Genomic DNA, 15,445 nt, shown 5'->3' with positions numbered 1-15,445 from the left:
AGCGGTTCTATCGTTCACTGTCAGAGCCATCTGACGCCAGGTTAATTCGACGAGCGCACCGCAGCAACGACGGCCCGGTTATGCAGTCGCACTCGTGAGGGAGACAGGCTAATGTTGAAAGAATTCAGGGAATTCGCTCTCAAGGGGAATATGGTCGATCTGGCCATCGGTGTGATCATCGGCGGCGCCTTCGGTGGCCTCGTCAATTCCATCGTCAACGACATCATCATGCCGATCATCGGTCTGATCACCGGCGGTATCGACTTTTCGAACATGTTCATCCAGCTTGCCGGTGAGCCGAAGTCCACGCTTGCCGCCGCCCGTGAAGCCGGTGCGACTATTGCTTACGGTAACTTCGTCACCCTGCTGATCAATTTCCTGATTATCGCCTGGGTTCTGTTCCTTGTCGTCAAGGCCATGAACCGCCTGAAGAAGAAGGAAGAAGCAAAGCCTGAGCCGGAAGCCCCGCGCGAGGAAGTGCTGCTGACGGAAATCCGCGATCTGCTTGCCAAGAAGGCCTGATCGGGATTTTTCCTTTGGAATGCAAAGCGGAGCCTGCGAGGGCTCCGTTTTCTTTTGGCATTCATCAATCCCGATGATCGGATCATCACAAAATGCCGAGTGATTTTGTGCTCGCGTCTTGGTAAGGCCGATAGACATAGAGCAAGCAGCGCAGGATCATCATGACACTTTTAGCCAGTCTCCGCCGCGAAGCAGCGCAAGCGCCTGAAAGCGGCATTGTAGCCGTTGCCAATCATGGCCGGGGCCGCGAAGGTCTCATTCCGTTGTGGGTCGGCGAGGGCGATCTGCCGACGCCGGATTTCATTCGCGATGCGGCGCAGAAAAGCATCACCGATGGCGAGACCTTCTATACCTGGCAGGCCGGAATTCCTGAACTGCGCGAGGCGTTGGCCCGTTATCATGCGCGTCATTTCCCGCTGCCCCTGAAGCCTGAAAATTTCTATGTCACCGGCTCGGGCATGCACGCCATCGAGATGGCGCTGACCGCGACAGTGGGTGCGGGCGAGGAAGCGATCTATCTGTCGCCAGCCTGGCCGAATTTTGTCGGCGCGGCTGGTCTTGCAGGTGCGGTGCCGGTGGCGGTAGAGCTCGAATTCGGCGCGAATGGCTGGGTGCTCGACCCGGAGAAAATCGCCGCCGCCATCACGCCGCGCACCCGCGCGCTTTTCATCAATACGCCGTCCAACCCGACCGGATGGACCGCTGATCGCGAGACGCTGCGTTTCATTCTCGATCTCGCGCGCAAGCATGGGCTCTGGATCATCGCCGACGAGATCTACACGCATTTCTATTATGGCGGCGGCCATGCACGGTCCTTCATGGAAATCATGGAGCCTGACGACCGCATCATCTTCGTCAATTCCTTCTCCAAAAACTGGGCCATGACCGGCTGGCGCGTGGGCTGGATGACCGTGCACCCATCCGTTGGTCCGGTGATCGAAAACATGATCCAGTATTCCAATTCCGGCGTGGCGCCGTTCATGCAGCGCGGTGCAGTGGCGGCGCTCGATCAGGGCGAACCGTTTATTGCCATGCAGGTGGAGCGCGCTCGCGCCACCCGCGACAGGCTGTGCTCGGCCTTGCAGGCAACCGGCAAGGTGCGCCTCACGCCGCCCCAAGGCGCGTTCTATCTGTTCTTCGGCGTTGAAGGCGTGACGGATTCCGTCAAGGCGGCCATCGATATGATCGACCGGGCCAATGTGGGCCTCGCACCGGGCAGCGCCTTTGGGCAGGGCGGGGAAGGATTCTTCCGCCTTTGCTTCGGCCGCGCTCCGCATCAGATCGACGAGGCCGCAGCGCGGCTCGTAAAATGGATCGAGCAGCTTTAACCTAAAACAAGAAAGGCCGGTGAAAACCGGCCTTTTTCCATCAGCTATTTGCGAGGCGCTTATCCACCCGCCTTGGAGACCATTAGCGGCACGACGCGGTCGGAACTGGCCGTCTGCGGGGCATCGTTCTCGGCAAAAGGAATGCCAAGCGTGTTCCAGACTTCCAGCAGGGCATCCTTCAGCCCGTCGATCAGCGCATCGTCATGCAGCGGCGACGGCGTGATGCGCAGGCGTTCGGTGCCGCGCGGCACAGTCGGATAGTTGATCGGCTGGATATAGATGCCGTGCACATCGAGGAGACGGTCGCTGGCCTTCTTGCAAAGTTCCGGATCGCCGACCAGCACCGGCACGATATGGGTGTCCGAAGGCATGACGGGCAGACCAGCCGCCGAAAGCACGTCTTTGGCTTGCTGCGCCTGACGCTGCTGGCCATCGCGTTCAACCTGCGACGCCTTGAGATGGCGGATTGAAGCGGTCGCAGCCGCTGCCACCGATGGCGGAAGCGCCGTCGTGAAGATGAAGCCCGGCGCATAGGAACGCACGGCGTCGATAATGGCGCGTGAACCGGTGATATAGCCGCCCAGCGCGCCGAAAGCCTTGGCAAGCGTGCCTTCGATGATGTCGATGCGGTGCGCCAGACCGTCACGGTCGGTGATGCCGCCGCCGCGCGCGCCATACATGCCGACCGCGTGAACTTCATCAATATAGGTCATCGCATTATACTTGTCGGCCAGATCGGCAATCTTTTCGATCGGCGCAATATCGCCATCCATCGAATAGACGGATTCGAACACGATCAGCTTGGCGCGCGCCGGATCGGCTGCCTTCAGAAGCTGCTCCAGATGCTCGACGTCGTTGTGACGGAAAATCTTCTTCTCCGCGCCCGAACGGCGCACGCCTTCGATCATCGAGGCATGGTTCAGCTCGTCGGACAGGATGAGGCAGTTTGGCAGCAAGCGCGCAATGGTCGAGATCGAGGCTTCGTTGGAAATGAAACCGGAGGTGAACACCAGACCGGCTTCCTTGCCATGCAGATCGGCCAGTTCGGCTTCCAGTTCGACCAGCGGATGGTTGTTGCCGGAGATATTGCGCGTGCCGCCGGCGCCGGAACCGGCATTGCTTGCGGTGTCGCACATGGCCTTGATCACGTCGGGATGGTGACCCATGCCGAGATAATCATTGGAACACCAGACGGTGATTTCACGGGCTGTACCGTTGTTCCGCCAGATCGCGCGGGGGAAGCGTCCGACAATGCGTTCGAGGTCGGCGAAAACGCGGTAACGCTTCTCGGCGTGCAACTGATCGATCGCTTCTTCGAAAAACCGGCGATAATCCATCATGCGCTCCTTAGAGGGCAGCGCGACCGCGAGGGGCGCACAAAACTCGCTCTAACTATTTGATTCGACGCACCGTGTTTCCGAAAAATCGCTCCCGATTTTTAGGCCGATGCGCTTGTCTTTGCCTTAACTAGCGCTTTTGGCCTGTGACGTCCATGGCGCGGTTGCGGGCAATTTGCCACGTTTTATTGAAGCAGCATTGATCGAGATCAAGCAAATGCAGCCAGAAGGGCACAATACCTGCACCCGGTTTGTTGCGCGGTCAGGACAGGGTGAGCTTCCGCAGGAATTGCAGCCATATATCGTTACGCCGGATCGTCAGGCGCGGAATGCCGAACGGGTCATCGGTGGGTTTCGCGCGGCGCTTTTCCGTCGTGGTGGCGTATTTATAGCCCGCCTGCGCGACAATCTCGCGCGTTCTGGCATTTTCGCCGCCATAGGGATAGGCGAAAGAGATCACTTCCTGCCCAAGCAGATCCTCGATCTTTTCCCGGGATTGCCGGATCTGCACTTCGGCTTCCATATCGTTTGCTTCGCTGAGATTGATATGATCGAGCGTATGCGACCCCACTTCGTGACCAAGGGCCGCCCATTCGCGCATTTCGGCGACGCCCATGCAATCGGCCCGCGCCACGCCGATTTTCTGATCCCACAGATTGAAGCCGCCGATCTGATTGGCAACGAAATAATTTGTGGCGGTGAAGCCATGCTCCTCCAAGATGGGCAGAGCATTGCGGAAGACATTCTCAAAGCCGTCATCGAAGGTGATGACTGCGACTTTCCCCTTTTTGCCGCCATAGATGTAGGGCAGCGCATCCTTCAACGACAATCCCTGATAGCCGAGGCGCTTGAGCCAGGCCATCTGGCTGCGAAAGCGGTCGGGATGCACGGTCATGCTGCGAAACGGCGCTTTGTGCCGGGGCGGAACATCGATCTGGTGATAAAGAAGAATTGGGACGGACACGATAATCCTCGAATCTGTATTTCAGGCGGTCACACGAATAATGTTCTGTGGCTAAATATTTAAAAAGGCATAATTAAATCAGTTTGCTTTCCGATGGAATTGCTAACTCTTGCGAGAACGATTTTTGATCTTCCAGCGATAAAGCGGTCGCAGGATTTCCCGCTTCAGTTTATCCGGCAGGGTGCGGGATTTCTGGATGGTGCTGCCGCCCAGCCGCACCGACACTTCACGCACACCACCGGGCAGGACGGAAAGCGGCTTCAGTCCCGTTACCCAGTTCATCTGCGCCGTAGTGTCCACCGGCCGGTCGAATGTCTCGGTCGCGGCCAGCAGCCGTCTCGCCGCCTCGCGACCGACAAGCTGCGCAACCATGCCAAGGCCGACCGGCACGGGCAGGATCACCCGCACGCCATCGATATTCAGCACTTCGCGGCCTGTTTCCCGCTCGCGGAAGGGAAAGCGGATGAAACTGTCATGGTCGACAAGCTGCAACGCGGCCTGAAAAGCCGCTGCAAATTCCGGCGTCAGCTCGACATCGTCTTCCAGCACGAAACCCGCGTCGATCTTCTGATCGACAATGGCCTGCCACGCCTTGCGGTGCGACAGAAAGCAGGCAATCTCGTTGGTGCTGAGCGGAAAGGGGTAGGGGGGCTTGTGCAGCGAGCGCCGATAAACGCGCTGGATGGTTTCTCCGTCGAGCACCCGCCCGTCAACGGCGTCGATCACTTCTGCCCGCAGAGGCAGGCTGTCGATGAGCCGCTCCACCTGCGGCTGTCGATCATTCGCCCGCTTCAAATGGATGATAAAGGCCTTAACGACCCTTTTTGGGCCGTTTTGCACCGGAGATTCATGACGCGTTTCGTTCATGGTCTCTATGTAGCGTGGAGCCGATCAAAAAGCTCCAGGATTTTTTTGGCGCAATCAGCATTCCCCAATCACAATGCAGCCATGCAGTATCTGCACTTCTCAAAAGTGCTTGAAAGGCGGAAGCTCAATGGTGGGAGGAAGATAAAAACAAGGGGATACCACCATGAGCCTTCCAACCAATCTTCGTACCCAATTCAATCGCTGGATGCAGTATTGCGAAAATCTGCGTGAGCTTGAAAGCTGCAGCGATCGCGAACTGAGCGATCTCGGCCTCAGCCGCAACGACATTCGCCGCGTGGCACGTGAAGCCGCTTACGCAGCCGCCTGATCATGCCGACAGAAGGAGCCGCACGCGTTCGGCGTGAAACCGGACGCGGGCTCCAGTCACGGTGGACCCGGTCAGCTTTCAAACATCTCCAGGCTTCTTGAAGCGGACGTGAATATCGTCGCCCGCAAGATCAAAACCGGCATAGTTGCGCTGGAAGGCGATCAAGGCGTCATTGACGCCCTTGGAATAATCGTCGTCCTGCACGTCGATATGATGCCGGTACAGGATCCTGTCGCCTTTGTAGAATATAACCTGACCTTCCATCATAGCCTCCTTCTTTGCTGATGAGCATCAAGACGGAACGCCGCCGGATGGCGCGTAGAGTCGGTGTCTATTGGAGATAGGCGCTGGTTCGTGCGCTTCAAGGTTTTTTTGAAGTTCCACCGCTTGCAAGCGTCAGCCAGGCGCGCGCTGCATGGGACAGAAACGCGCCTTTGCGCCAGATCAGCGCCATGTTCCAGTTCATGTCCGCATCGGTGATTTTCTGAATGCGCACGCCGGAATGATGGCGTTGCTCGGCGATCATCAGCGGCAGAAAGCCGACGCCCATGCCCGCCGCCACCAGTTCGACGATGAAATCGATCTGGCTGGAGCGGACCGCGACATTCGGGGCAAAGCCATGCTGCTGGCAGGCATCGAGGATGATATGATTGAGTGCGAAGCCGCTTTCAAAGAGAATGAAGGGCAGGCCTGCGATCTGCTCCAGCGTCACGCCCTCGCCAGAAGCCGCCTCGTGGGTCGCGGGCAGCAGGGCGACGACAGGCTCGCAACGCACATCCTGCCATTCGAAACTGTCTTCGACCGGCAGAAGCGAGGCGGCAAGCTCGACATCGCCCGCGAGCAGAAGCTCTTCCAGACGGCGGCTGCCATGCTCAACCAGCTGAATGTCGATATCCGGATAAAGCTTGGTATAGGCGGCGAAAACCGGCGCAAACAGCACGCTGGAACCGATGGGTGGCAGCCCGAGACGCAGGAGACCGCGTTTCAGGCCGCGCAATTCACCAAGCTCCGCCAGCAGATCGTCTTTCTCGGCCAGCATGGCCAAGGCGCGGCGATAAACAATGTCGCCCGCAGCCGTCAGGCGAGGCGGGGTAGCGTCGCGGTCGAGAAGGGCAAGGCCCAGCTCTTCCTCCAGCTGCTTCACCGCTTTGCTGACCGTGGACTGGGTCGCGTGAATGGCTCTGGCCGCCGCGGAAAATCCGCCCTGGCGCACCACCTCCACAAATGCCTGAAAGCTTCTCAAATTCATGAGCTATTCTATATCGGAATAGCTGCAATGAAATCAATTCATTTCTAGAATAAGCGGGGGCGGCCTATATTGATGCTCAACACCAGACCGAACGCAAACGGGCAATGGCCCGGGAAGAAGCCCATGAACGCCTCCAGAAATGCTCATACTCTTGCTGTCCGCTTCCGCTATGCGCTGCACCACAGCCGCATGATGCAGATTGCGACGCTGGTCGGCTTCTGGCTGGCGGGTGAAGCTTTTGTCCGCGCGGTCGGTCTGCCTCTGCCCGGCGGCATCATCGGCATGGCGCTGGTGCTGGCGCTTTTGTTGAGCGGGCGCGTCAGCCTGTTCAGCATGAAGCGCGGCGCGGAATGGTTTCTGGCCGAGATGCTGCTGTTCTTCGTGCCCGCCGTTCTGGCGATCCTTGAACACCGCGAACTGATCGGCGTGCTCGGTCTCAAGATCATGGCTGTCATCCTGCTCGGCACGCTGACGGTGATGAGCGTCACCGCATTGACGGTAGACCTCTGCTATCGCTGGAGCCTCCGTTATGCTGCCAAGTAACCCCTTCGTGGCAACGCTATTCTGGTCGGCGGCCACGATCCTGCTTTATCTTGCGGCAAAGCGCGTTTATCGCCGCTTTCCCATGTGGTGGCTGACGCCTCTGGCCGTCACGCCGCTTCTGCTGATGGGGCTGGTGGTCGCGCTCAACGAAAACTATCGCGGCTATTTTGGCGCAACGCACTGGCTGGTGGCGTTGCTCGGCCCTGCAACGGTTGCCTTCGCAATTCCCATTTATCAGCAGCGCGCGACGATCCGTCGATACTGGCCGGTTCTGCTGGCTGGCGTGCTGGTCGGCAGCTCATCGGCCATGGCCTCGGCCTGGGGGCTGGCGCATCTGCTGGGCTTGAACGAGGCGATCAGCCTCAGCCTGATGCCGCGTTCGATGAGCACGCCCTTTGCGATGACTGTTTCGGGCGACATTGGCGGCACGCCGGACCTGACCGCCATCTTCGTGGTGCTGACCGGTGTTTTCGGCGCGGCGCTCGGCGAAATGATGCTCAACTGGCTGCCGCTGCGCTCCGCACTGGCGCGCGGCGCGCTCTTTGGCATGGGCGCGCATGGCGCTGGCGTGGCAAAGGCCCACCAGATCGGCAGCGAGGAAGGTTCCATCGCCGGTCTCGTCATGGTGCTGGTTGGGCTGGTGAATGTGCTGGCTGCGCCGCTGATCGCGCACCTCCTGTAAGCTTCTGTTATCGAAAGATAATAACGCCTCAGCAAGCGCCCGTTCTGCGGGCGCTTGTGCATTTTTGGCGACTGCCTTTTTCTTGAGCATTGTCGAATTTGCATAACTGACATGCATTATTGGCCGTTGTTCAAAAATAAGCCACCGGGTAAAACTTGGTCATCGAGTTCACTCCTCCTCCCAGAACTCGATACCGGAATACGGCACTCCTCCTCCCAGCCGTATTCGAAGATCAGGCCGCGCATCCTCCTCCCGCGCGGCCTTTTTCTTTTTCTGGACCTTTCCCAAATTTCAAAAGCCAAACCATCCGTTGACAATCCGTCACCGGTCAGCCCCATGGGCAAGCTGCGCTGGCTGCGCTATCTCTTGCTCGACTTTATAAGGACGGGAGATCGCAATCATGACCAGTGGCATCCATCATCTGACGCTGATCACGCGCAAGGTGCAGGCGAATGTCGATTTCTATGCGGGCTTTCTGGGACTGCGTATCGTCAAGCGGACGGGTGGTTTCGAGGATGCCGAGCAGCTGCATCTGTTCTATGGCGACCGTTCCGGCACGCCGGGTTCGCTGATCACCTTTCTGGTCTGGGAAGACGGTTCCAAGGGCCGCGTCGGCCATGGGCAGGTCAGCGAAATCGCGCTTGCCATCGACCGCACGGCTATCGGCTTCTGGCTGGAGCGGGCGTTGCGTTATCACGTCTCGTCCGAAGGTCCGGTGCAGGAATTTGGCGAGCCGGTTCTGCGGCTGCGCGATCCAGACGGCGTGATCGTCAAGCTGGTCGGCAGTGATCTTGCGGCCAACGATCCGTGGTCCGGTGAGGGCATTCCAGCTGAATTCGCCATTCGCCGGATACGTTCCGCCACCATCCTGTCCGAGCAGCCCGAACAGACTGCCGCATTCATTGAGCGCTATTTCGGCTTTCACCATCAGGGGAAGGAAGAAACCATCGACCGGCTCGTCTCCGATTCCGGCGACGCCATCGATGTGCGTGATGCGAGCGGCTTCTGGCCCGGCATCCCGGGCACCGGCATTGCTGACCATGTGGCTTTTCGCGCCCGCACGACCGACGATGTGACGACGCTGGAAAAGGAGCTGTCGAAGCTCAATTCCAGCGAGGTCAATGTGCACGACCGCAAATATTTCACCTCGCTCTATGTTCGCGAGCCGGGCGGAACCCTGTTCGAATTTGCCACCGACACCCCCGGCTTTACCGTGGACGAGCCGGTGGAAACATTGGGGCAGCTTCTGTTCGTGCCGCCGGGCAATGAGAAGCAGGCGCAAGCGATCCGCGCCCGCATGCCGCAATTCGGCCTGCCGGGTGAGGAGCGGGTGATCTATCGCGACCTGCCCTTCGTCCATCGTGTTCACCTGCCGGAAGACCCGGATGGCAGCACGCTGATCCTGCTGCACGGTTCGGGCGGCAATGAGAATGATCTCATGCCGCTCGCCCGATTGGCTGCGCCGCGCGCTACGCTGATCGGGGTTCGCGGTCGCAGCACCGAGGAGGGCATCCAGCGCTGGTTCCGCCGTTTCGATCAGAAGCGGTTCGACCAGAAGGATATTGGTTTCGAAGCGGAAGCCTTTGAGGCTTTCGTCGAAGGCGCAATCGCCGCCTATGACATCGACCCGGAGCGTCTCGCCTTTATCGGCAATTCCAACGGCGCAAACCTGCTTGCGGCCTTCATGCGGCTTCATCCGCATATCGTACGCAAGGCGGTTTTGCTGCGGGCTTCGGAAGTGCTGGAGGAACAGCCGGAGGCCGATCTCTCCGATGCTTCCATTCTTCAGTTGAACGGTGCGGCTGATCCGTTCGGCGATGCGTCGGGCGCATTGGCAAAGGCGCTGTGTGAGGATGGTGCCGATATCGACGTTCGCGCCATCGAGGGCTGGCATGGCCTGACCGACGACGATATCCGCGTCACGGCTGAATGGCTGAAGCAGAAGCTCTGAATGCCTGTCGATCAAACAACGAAAAGGGCCGCCGGATTTCTCCAGCGGCCCTTTTGGGTTTTTAGTCTAGCGGCTTGAGGCCCTTTTCGATGGCTGCGCGCTTGCTTTCCAGGAAAGGCGGCAGCGACAGGCTTTCGCCGAGGCTCTCCAGCGGTTCGTCGACGGCAAAGCCCGGACCGTCGGTTGCGATCTCGAACAGGATGCCATTCGGTTCGCGGAAGTAGAGCGAACGGAAATAGTAGCGCTCGACTTCACCGCTGGACGGCACCTTGAGCGACCGCAGGCGTTCGACCCATTCCTGCATGCTTTCCTGATCCGGTGTGCGGAAAGCGACGTGGTGCACGGCGCCCGCACCCTGCCATGCCGTCGGCAGGTTTGGCTGCACGGCGACATGGAGTTCTGCCGCCGCACCGCCCGGTCCCATGGAGAAGACATGGACATGGCCTTCGCCATCAGGCGAGACATAGTCGCCGGTCTCGCTCATGTTCATCAGCTTTTCGAGCACGATCTTGGTCGGCGCGAGGTCTGGAACGCTCAGCGTAATCGGGCCGAGGCCGCGAATCTGCCGGTCGGCGGGCACAGGGCTTCTGTCCCAGCTATGGGCATCGCCCGCACCGCCATCGTCAGTCAGCCGCAGCCGCTGGCCTTCCGGGTCTTCGAAATCGAGCACGGCGCGACCGGCCACTTCAAAAATATCGCCGGTTTCAATGCCCTGTTCGTTGAGGCGCTTGCGCCACCAGTCGAGGCTTTCGACGCCATTCACGCGCAGGCCTGTGCGGGCCACGCTGTTGGTGCCGCGACGTTCGCGCTCGACGGGCCAGTCGAAGAAGGTGATGTCGGTGCCGGGCGATGCCAGACCATCGGCATAAAACAGGTGATAGGCGCTGGTGTCGTCCTGATTGACGGTTTTCTTGACGAGCCGAAGCCCGAGCGTATCGGTGTAGAAGCGCCGGTTGCCCGCTGCATTGGCGGTGATGGCCGTCAGATGGTGCAGTCCGGTGAGTTCCAAAGCCATGATTGCCTCCTTTGTTCAGGGAGTTGCGTTTGCTGTTGGTCCCTATATCGGCCGTCAGGGTGGTCGGGAAAAGTGTTAGTTGCTGAACAGTGTGTAACCGATAAGTCGCAGCTGGCCTGTGATCGTTCTGCTGTTGATAAAAGGGGCTTGGCAGAACTTTCGGGGTAAAGAATATATTAACGTACAAAATTCGCATGTAAGAGCCTGACTCAAAAAGCGGCATGTGTGTGCGAAAATGGTGATTTTCGAGTACCGGAGCAGAGCGTACTTAAAGGTACGTGAGCACCGGAACGCAGAAAATTGCCATTTGCAGCCACACAGGGCGACTTTTGGAACAGGCTCTAAAAGAAACTCGGGTTTATTGACGGGATGTGTCTTGGCTTTCAGAAATCAATTCTGGTTTCTGGTTAAAGCGATGGCGTAGAGGGAGCTTGGTTTTGCAGAGCATGTTTCGTCGGGCCGCGCCTGCATTGCTTGTTTTGATGACACTGCTCGCGGGCTGCGCCAGCCGTCCTGAAGGCGTGCTTGTACCGGTTGGCAGCGTGACCACCCCCGGCGTGACCAAGGTTGATCTCCTCGTCGCGACCACCCGTCGCCCGTCTGACAATCCCGGCATTCTCTTCTCGGGCGAGCGCGACAAGCTGGTTTCGATCAACGATATCGTCGTGTCCATTCCGCCGGAAAAGAACCGCAAGGCGGGTGAGGTGCAGTGGCCTAAGAAGCTGCCGCCCAACCCGCAGACCGATTTCGCCACCGTCAGCGTGACGCCGCTCAAGACGGATGTTGAAGTTGCAGGCTGGGTTCGCCCCCATCTCACCAAGAGCCGCCGCGTGATGGTGTTCGTGCACGGCTTCAACAACACGTTTGAGGATTCCGTCTATCGCTTTGCGCAGATCGTGCACGATTCCGGGGCCGATGTTGCGCCGGTGATCTTCACCTGGCCCTCGCGCGCCAGTGTGTTCGATTATAATTACGACAAGGAAAGCACCAACTATTCCCGCGATGCGCTGGAGCAGATCCTGCGTGCCATCGCCCGCGAGCCGGATGTGAAGGACATCACCGTCATGGCCCATTCGATGGGCAGCTGGCTGACGGTGGAAGCGCTGCGCCAGATGGCGATCCGCGACGGGCGTGTGAACGCCAAGATCACGGACGTCATTCTGGCCTCGCCCGATCTGGACGTGGACGTATTTGCCAAGCAGTTTCTGGCGATGGGCAAGGACCATCCGCGCTTCACGCTGTTCACCTCGCGCGATGATCGGGCGCTTGCGCTGTCGCGGCGCATTTCGGGCAATATCGACCGTCTCGGCCAGATCGATCCCTCCATCGAACCTTACCGTTCGGGGCTTGAGAAGGCGGGCATAACCGTCATCGATCTCACCAAGCTCAAATCGGGCGACCGCCTCAATCACGGCAAATTTGCCTCCAGTCCCGAGGTCGTTCAGCTGATCGGCCAGCGTCTTGTCGCGGGCCAGACCATCACGGATTCGCAGATCGGTTTCGGCGACCGTTTGGGTGCGGTGGCGATCGGCACGGCGCAGGGCGTCGGTACGGCGGCTTCTCTTGTGGTCACAGCGCCGATTGCCGTGTTCGATCCGAAAACCCGCAAGACTTATGACGAGCAGATTGACCGCTTCGGTCGCGCTGTCGGCAATACGGTGGGGGCTGTGGCGACGCCGCAATAACCTTGTTTCAGGCGGTTGTCATATTAGACCTGACGCGGTAGGAGTCCTCGCCAATAATTTGGCCGCGAGGAGGAACGCGTATGCAGATTATCCGCACCATCGAGGAGTTGCGGCAGGTGCTGGCGCCTGCGCGTCGTGCGGGCAGGCGCATCGGCTTCGTGCCGACCATGGGCTATCTTCACAAAGGCCATCTGGAGCTTATTCACCGGTCACGCGCCGACAATGACGTGACCGTCGTGTCGATCTTCGTTAATCCGCTGCAATTTGGCGCGAATGAAGATCTCGACAAATATCCGCGTGATCTGGAGCGCGATGCCGCGCTGCTGCGCGGGGCAGAGGTCGATTACCTCTTCGCGCCAGCCGTCAGCGACATGTATCCGCGCCCGATGCAGACCGTGGTGGATGTGCCAGCCCTTGGCAACCAGATGGAAGGTGAGGCGCGTCCCGGCCACTTCGCCGGTGTCGCAACGGTGGTCAGCAAGCTCTTCAACATCGTTGGGCCTGATACCGCTTATTTCGGCGAAAAGGATTTTCAGCAGCTCGTGATCATCCGCCGCATGGTGGAGGATATGGCGATACCCGTACGCGTGGTCGGTGTTGAAACGGTGCGGGAGGATGACGGGCTCGCCTGTTCGTCGCGCAACGTTTATCTATCGCCGCAGCAACGCGCTGCCGCCATCATCGTGCCGAAAGCTCTTGATGAGGCCGAGCGGCTTTATCGGTCCGGTCTGGACGATCCCGATGCGCTGGAAGCGGCAATTCGTGCCTTTATCGCCACCGAACCGCTGGCGACGCCGGAAGTTGTGGCGCTGCGCGATCCCGAAACGCTGGAGCGTCTGACGGCAGTGCAGGGGCGACCCGTGCTGATTGCGCTGTTCGTGCGGCTTGGCTCAACGCGGCTTCTTGACAATCGCGTCATCGCACATGTCGCGCAGGAACGGGCGGCCTGAGATGAGCGCACCCGTCAAACAGAAGCGACTGACGCCCAAGGCCATTTCGGCTCTCAAGGGCGAACGCCCGATTGTCAGCCTCACCGCCTATACGACGCCGATTGCACGGCTGCTCGATCCGCATTGCGACCTGCTGCTGGTGGGGGACTCGCTCGGCATGGTGCTTTACGGCATGGATTCCACCCTTGCCGTGACGCTCGACATGATGATCGCCCATGGGCAGGCGGTGATGCGTGGAGCCGAGACGGCTTGCGTCATCGTCGACATGCCGTTCGGTTCCTATCAGGAATCGAAGGAACAGGCGTTCCGCAATGCCGCCCGCGTGATGCAGGAAACCGGCTGCGACGGCGTCAAGCTTGAAGGCGGCGAGGAAATGGCCGAAACGGTCGATTTTCTGGTGCGCCGCGGCATTCCGGTGTTCGGCCATGTCGGGCTGATGCCGCAACAGGTCAATACGGTTGGCGGCTTCCGCTCGCTCGGACGCGATGACGATGAGGCCGAACGCATTCGCCGCGATGCGCATTCTATCGCCGATGCCGGTGTCTTTGCGCTGGTGATTGAGGGCACGGTGGAGCCGCTGGCGCGCGAGATCACCGCATCGCTCTCCATTCCGACGGTCGGCATCGGCGCATCGGCTGCCTGCGACGGGCAGATACTGGTCTCCGACGATATGCTGGGGCTGTTTCAGGATTTCACACCGCGCTTTGTGAAGCGTTTTGCTCAATTGGCGCCGCAAGTGTCCGATGCGGCGAAAGCCTATGCCGAGGAGGTGCGGGCGCGCACATTTCCGGGGCCGGAGCATGTTTTCGGCGCTAAACCGAAAGCCTGACCTCTCTTTGCTTTTCGCATTATCCTACGCATCGGAGCGGGATCAGAAATCAGTCCGGTGGACTGATTTCCCCGCGGAGGCGCTTCGCACTTTTGCTGGAAATGCTTAAAACCTGTGCCGTATGGCGGTAGCGCCTTGTAATTATTCGTCAATCGCGTTCAATGTCGGAAGTATTTTCCGGAGTTGCCGTGACCGACGATATTGCCCATACCGAACTGATTGCCGTGCTGGCCGCTGTGACCAGCGAACAGCCGCGCGTCATGACCGTGCGGCAGGGCCAAGCCCTGCCATCCGGCCCGTTCGAAAGCGAGCACCGTTCGTTGCAATCGGGTCTGCGCGCCTGGGTGCAGTCGGAAACCGCGCATCCGGTCGGCTATCTGGAGCAGCTCTACACCTTCGCCGACCGTGACCGTCACGCGCAGGGAGAACGCATCATCTCGATCAGCTATCTCGGCCTCGTGCGCGAAAGCGATGCGGCGGCAGGGCAGGCGGGCTGGCGCGGCTGGTATGATTATCTGCCGTGGGAAGATCACCGTCAGGGCGAACCGGCCATCATGGAGCATCTCAACAATGCGCTCCTTGTCTGGGCCTATCGGGCCGAGACGCCGGAGCTGACCGCGCAGCGCATGCGACGCATCGCCTTCACTTTCGGCTTTGAAAACGGTGAGTGGGGCGGGCGCTGGAACGAAGACCTCGTATTGCAGCGCTATGAGCTTCTTTACGAGGCCGGGCTGGTGGCGGAAGCCGGGATGAAGGAAGACGAGAACGGTCGTTCCATGTTCGCCGATCATCGCCGCATCCTTGCCACGGCGATTGCGCGGCTGCGCGCCAAGATCAAATATCGCCCGGTGGTGTTTGAGCTGATGCCGGACAGTTTTACGCTTTTGCAACTCCAACGGACTGTCGAAGCACTGGCGGGTCTGCGCCTGCATAAACAGAATTTCCGCCGCTTGATCGAGCAGCAGGATCTCGTCGAAGAAACCGGCGAAAGCGACAGCGAAACCGGCGGTCGCCCGGCAAAACTATTCCGTTTCCGCTACTCGATTGTCGAGGAACGCGCCCTTTCCGAGCGCCATCTGGCCGGAGCCAAGCTGCCAATCTCCCGCGATTGACAATATACTCGAATCGAGTATAAGTTCGTAAACATGAAATACTCAAATTGAGTATAAATGGGCATGCCAGCGTATTTTCAGCA

Annotated in this window: 16 protein-coding genes and 1 pseudogene; 10 read left to right on the top strand and 7 right to left on the bottom strand. The window is 59.4% G+C overall.

The features are described 5' to 3' along the window. Positions 1-111: 111 nt before the first annotated feature. Positions 112-522 carry a large conductance mechanosensitive channel protein MscL gene (mscL, locus tag JAU75_RS05520; protein ID WP_199055325.1) on the top strand — a complete coding sequence of 137 codons (411 nt, stop codon included), beginning with the start codon at positions 112-114 and terminating at the stop codon, positions 520-522. 161 nt (positions 523-683) lie between these two features. After that, positions 684-1,850 carry a pyridoxal phosphate-dependent aminotransferase gene (locus JAU75_RS05515; RefSeq protein WP_199055323.1) on the top strand — a complete coding sequence of 389 codons (1,167 nt, stop codon included), beginning with the start codon at positions 684-686 and terminating at the stop codon, positions 1,848-1,850. Between the two features lie 59 nt (positions 1,851-1,909). On the opposite strand, the gene hemA is transcribed toward JAU75_RS05515, so the two are convergent. The 3 genes from hemA to JAU75_RS05500 form a co-directional block, all read right to left on the bottom strand. Then, complete coding sequence (gene hemA / locus JAU75_RS05510; RefSeq protein WP_199055321.1) at positions 1,910-3,187, bottom strand: 5-aminolevulinate synthase; 1,278 nt, start codon at positions 3,185-3,187, stop codon at positions 1,910-1,912. A 262-nt stretch (positions 3,188-3,449) separates the two neighbouring features. Further along, positions 3,450-4,151, bottom strand: a complete 702-nt coding sequence (locus JAU75_RS05505; RefSeq protein ID WP_199055319.1) for a polysaccharide deacetylase family protein — start codon at positions 4,149-4,151, stop codon at positions 3,450-3,452. Positions 4,152-4,253: 102 nt separating this feature from the next. Beyond that, on the bottom strand, positions 4,254-5,018 hold the full coding sequence (locus JAU75_RS05500) for a glycosyltransferase family 25 protein (protein WP_199055317.1): 765 nt from the start codon (positions 5,016-5,018) through the stop codon (positions 4,254-4,256). 163 nt (positions 5,019-5,181) lie between these two features. Here JAU75_RS05500 and JAU75_RS05495 point away from each other — a divergent pair, with 163 nt between their 5' ends. Then, positions 5,182-5,346: a DUF1127 domain-containing protein gene (locus JAU75_RS05495; protein ID WP_199055315.1), complete on the top strand. Its 165-nt coding sequence runs from the start codon at positions 5,182-5,184 to the stop codon at positions 5,344-5,346. A gap of 78 nt (positions 5,347-5,424) precedes the next feature. Here JAU75_RS05495 and JAU75_RS05490 read toward each other — a convergent pair whose 3' ends face one another. Together JAU75_RS05490 and JAU75_RS05485 are read right to left on the bottom strand one after the other, a co-directional pair. Next, entirely contained in the window at positions 5,425-5,610 is a 186-nt protein-coding gene (locus JAU75_RS05490) for a hypothetical protein (protein ID WP_119045417.1), read from the bottom strand. Between the two features lie 97 nt (positions 5,611-5,707). Continuing rightward, entirely contained in the window at positions 5,708-6,595 is an 888-nt protein-coding gene (locus JAU75_RS05485) for a LysR substrate-binding domain-containing protein (protein WP_199055313.1), read from the bottom strand. Positions 6,596-6,718: 123 nt separating this feature from the next. Here JAU75_RS05485 and JAU75_RS05480 point away from each other — a divergent pair, with 123 nt between their 5' ends. The 3 genes from JAU75_RS05480 (at position 6,719) to JAU75_RS05470 (ending at position 9,771) form a co-directional block, all read left to right on the top strand. Next, positions 6,719-7,138 (top strand): CidA/LrgA family protein, encoded by a 420-nt coding sequence (locus JAU75_RS05480; protein WP_199055311.1) that lies wholly within the window; start codon positions 6,719-6,721, stop codon positions 7,136-7,138. Continuing rightward, on the top strand, positions 7,125-7,820 hold the full coding sequence (locus tag JAU75_RS05475) for an LrgB family protein (RefSeq protein ID WP_199055310.1): 696 nt from the start codon (positions 7,125-7,127) through the stop codon (positions 7,818-7,820). The genes JAU75_RS05480 and JAU75_RS05475 overlap by 14 nt, the downstream gene beginning before the upstream one ends. 400 nt (positions 7,821-8,220) lie before the next feature. Continuing rightward, complete coding sequence (locus JAU75_RS05470) at positions 8,221-9,771, top strand: VOC family protein (RefSeq protein ID WP_199055309.1); 1,551 nt, start codon at positions 8,221-8,223, stop codon at positions 9,769-9,771. Positions 9,772-9,832: 61 nt separating this feature from the next. On the opposite strand, the gene JAU75_RS05465 is transcribed toward JAU75_RS05470, so the two are convergent. After that, on the bottom strand, positions 9,833-10,786 hold the full coding sequence (locus tag JAU75_RS05465; RefSeq protein WP_199055306.1) for a ring-cleaving dioxygenase: 954 nt from the start codon (positions 10,784-10,786) through the stop codon (positions 9,833-9,835). A 174-nt stretch (positions 10,787-10,960) separates the two neighbouring features. Further along, positions 10,961-11,093, bottom strand: a pseudogene (locus tag JAU75_RS05460) (flagellar basal body P-ring protein FlgI); the annotation flags it as partial. A gap of 139 nt (positions 11,094-11,232) precedes the next feature. On the opposite strand from JAU75_RS05460, the gene JAU75_RS05455 reads away from it, so the two are divergent. From JAU75_RS05455 to JAU75_RS05440, 4 genes are all read left to right on the top strand, one after another. Next, entirely contained in the window at positions 11,233-12,471 is a 1,239-nt protein-coding gene (locus JAU75_RS05455) for an alpha/beta hydrolase (RefSeq protein WP_371836125.1), read from the top strand. 80 nt (positions 12,472-12,551) lie between these two features. Beyond that, positions 12,552-13,421, top strand: a complete 870-nt coding sequence (gene panC / locus JAU75_RS05450; RefSeq protein ID WP_199055304.1) for a pantoate--beta-alanine ligase — start codon at positions 12,552-12,554, stop codon at positions 13,419-13,421. Between the two features lies 1 nt (position 13,422). Next, a complete protein-coding gene (gene panB, locus JAU75_RS05445) occupies positions 13,423-14,250 on the top strand; it encodes a 3-methyl-2-oxobutanoate hydroxymethyltransferase (protein WP_199055303.1) in 828 nt (275 codons plus the stop codon). 161 nt (positions 14,251-14,411) lie between these two features. Further along, on the top strand, positions 14,412-15,362 hold the full coding sequence (locus JAU75_RS05440; RefSeq protein WP_104756116.1) for a hypothetical protein: 951 nt from the start codon (positions 14,412-14,414) through the stop codon (positions 15,360-15,362). Positions 15,363-15,445 lie beyond the last annotated feature (83 nt).

It is taken from the genome of Ochrobactrum sp. Q0168 (assembly GCF_016427605.1).
Lineage (GTDB): Bacteria > Pseudomonadota > Alphaproteobacteria > Rhizobiales > Rhizobiaceae > Brucella.
This window is presented reverse-complemented; position numbering and strand designations above follow the sequence as displayed.

What these genes read in the sequence shown, in the direction of transcription:
- mscL (WP_199055325.1), top strand. Translation starts at nt 112, where the DNA reads ATGTTGAAAGAATTCAGGGAATTCGCTCTCAAGGGGAATATGGTCGAT.
- JAU75_RS05515 (WP_199055323.1), top strand. Translation starts at nt 684, where the DNA reads ATGACACTTTTAGCCAGTCTCCGCCGCGAAGCAGCGCAAGCGCCTGAA.
- hemA (WP_199055321.1), bottom strand. Translation starts at nt 3,187, where the DNA reads ATGGATTATCGCCGGTTTTTCGAAGAAGCGATCGATCAGTTGCACGCC.
- JAU75_RS05500 (WP_199055317.1), bottom strand. Translation starts at nt 5,018, where the DNA reads ATGAACGAAACGCGTCATGAATCTCCGGTGCAAAACGGCCCAAAAAGG.
- JAU75_RS05495 (WP_199055315.1), top strand. Translation starts at nt 5,182, where the DNA reads ATGAGCCTTCCAACCAATCTTCGTACCCAATTCAATCGCTGGATGCAG.
- JAU75_RS05490 (WP_119045417.1), bottom strand. Translation starts at nt 5,610, where the DNA reads ATGGAAGGTCAGGTTATATTCTACAAAGGCGACAGGATCCTGTACCGG.
- JAU75_RS05485 (WP_199055313.1), bottom strand. Translation starts at nt 6,595, where the DNA reads ATGAATTTGAGAAGCTTTCAGGCATTTGTGGAGGTGGTGCGCCAGGGC.
- JAU75_RS05480 (WP_199055311.1), top strand. Translation starts at nt 6,719, where the DNA reads ATGAACGCCTCCAGAAATGCTCATACTCTTGCTGTCCGCTTCCGCTAT.
- JAU75_RS05475 (WP_199055310.1), top strand. Translation starts at nt 7,125, where the DNA reads ATGCTGCCAAGTAACCCCTTCGTGGCAACGCTATTCTGGTCGGCGGCC.
- JAU75_RS05470 (WP_199055309.1), top strand. Translation starts at nt 8,221, where the DNA reads ATGACCAGTGGCATCCATCATCTGACGCTGATCACGCGCAAGGTGCAG.
- JAU75_RS05465 (WP_199055306.1), bottom strand. Translation starts at nt 10,786, where the DNA reads ATGGCTTTGGAACTCACCGGACTGCACCATCTGACGGCCATCACCGCC.
- JAU75_RS05455 (WP_371836125.1), top strand. Translation starts at nt 11,233, where the DNA reads ATGTTTCGTCGGGCCGCGCCTGCATTGCTTGTTTTGATGACACTGCTC.
- panC (WP_199055304.1), top strand. Translation starts at nt 12,552, where the DNA reads ATGCAGATTATCCGCACCATCGAGGAGTTGCGGCAGGTGCTGGCGCCT.
- panB (WP_199055303.1), top strand. Translation starts at nt 13,423, where the DNA reads ATGAGCGCACCCGTCAAACAGAAGCGACTGACGCCCAAGGCCATTTCG.
- JAU75_RS05440 (WP_104756116.1), top strand. Translation starts at nt 14,412, where the DNA reads ATGTCGGAAGTATTTTCCGGAGTTGCCGTGACCGACGATATTGCCCAT.